Here is a 592-nt window from a genome sequence, read left to right as displayed (position 1 = left end):
TTGATTTTCCTTGGCACGCTGATCCTCGGTGGACGTGTCCGCAGCACTCGCTCAGCGCTGGTTCTACCGCTGCTGGGTGCGCTGGCCGCCTGCTCGATTGGCGCCTGGGGCGACCTGGCCCGTGTCACTACGCGGTTTGGCAGTGAGTGGTTGTGGGTCGCTTTGCTGACGGCGTTGAATGTGTTGGTGCTGGCCCATGCGGCACTGACCCTGAGCGCTCGCACTGGCTGGCGCGGACAGGCGTTCAATGCGTTGGAACGTCGGGCGGGCTGGTTGCTCGCCGCAGCCGGTTTTGCCGCTGCGGTGATGATGCTGGAGCTGGTGTTCGATCCGCGTTATCGCAGCTTCCCGAGTGTCGCATTCGTCCTGCCGGCGCTTGTCTATCTGTGCCGCCCGGTGAGCGTACCGCGTCGGGAGATTGCCCTGCTGACCTTCATCATCGGCGCTGGCATTGCGCCGCAGCTTTACCGTGAAGGGTTGCAGAATCAGCAGGCCTGGGGTTGGGCGCTGGTGAGTGTGTTGATGGTTGCAGCGTTGTGGCGCAGTTTGCGGGTTCGCAAAGGCTAATCATCAAGCAAGATCAAAAGATCGC

General features: G+C 62.3%; 1 pseudogene (running past one end of the window). It reads left to right on the top strand.

Annotated features, from left to right (window positions below):
* Positions 1-567 (top strand): annotated as a pseudogene (locus VD17_RS14065) (glycoside hydrolase family 17 protein); it begins 1,027 nt to the left of the window's first position.
* Positions 568-592: the final 25 nt, after the last annotated feature.

Source organism: Pseudomonas fluorescens (assembly GCF_000968015.1).
Taxonomy (GTDB): Bacteria; Pseudomonadota; Gammaproteobacteria; order Pseudomonadales; family Pseudomonadaceae; genus Aquipseudomonas; species Aquipseudomonas fluorescens_W.
The sequence above is the reverse complement of the archived record's forward strand: the minus strand, read 5'-3'. Positions and strand labels throughout refer to the sequence as shown.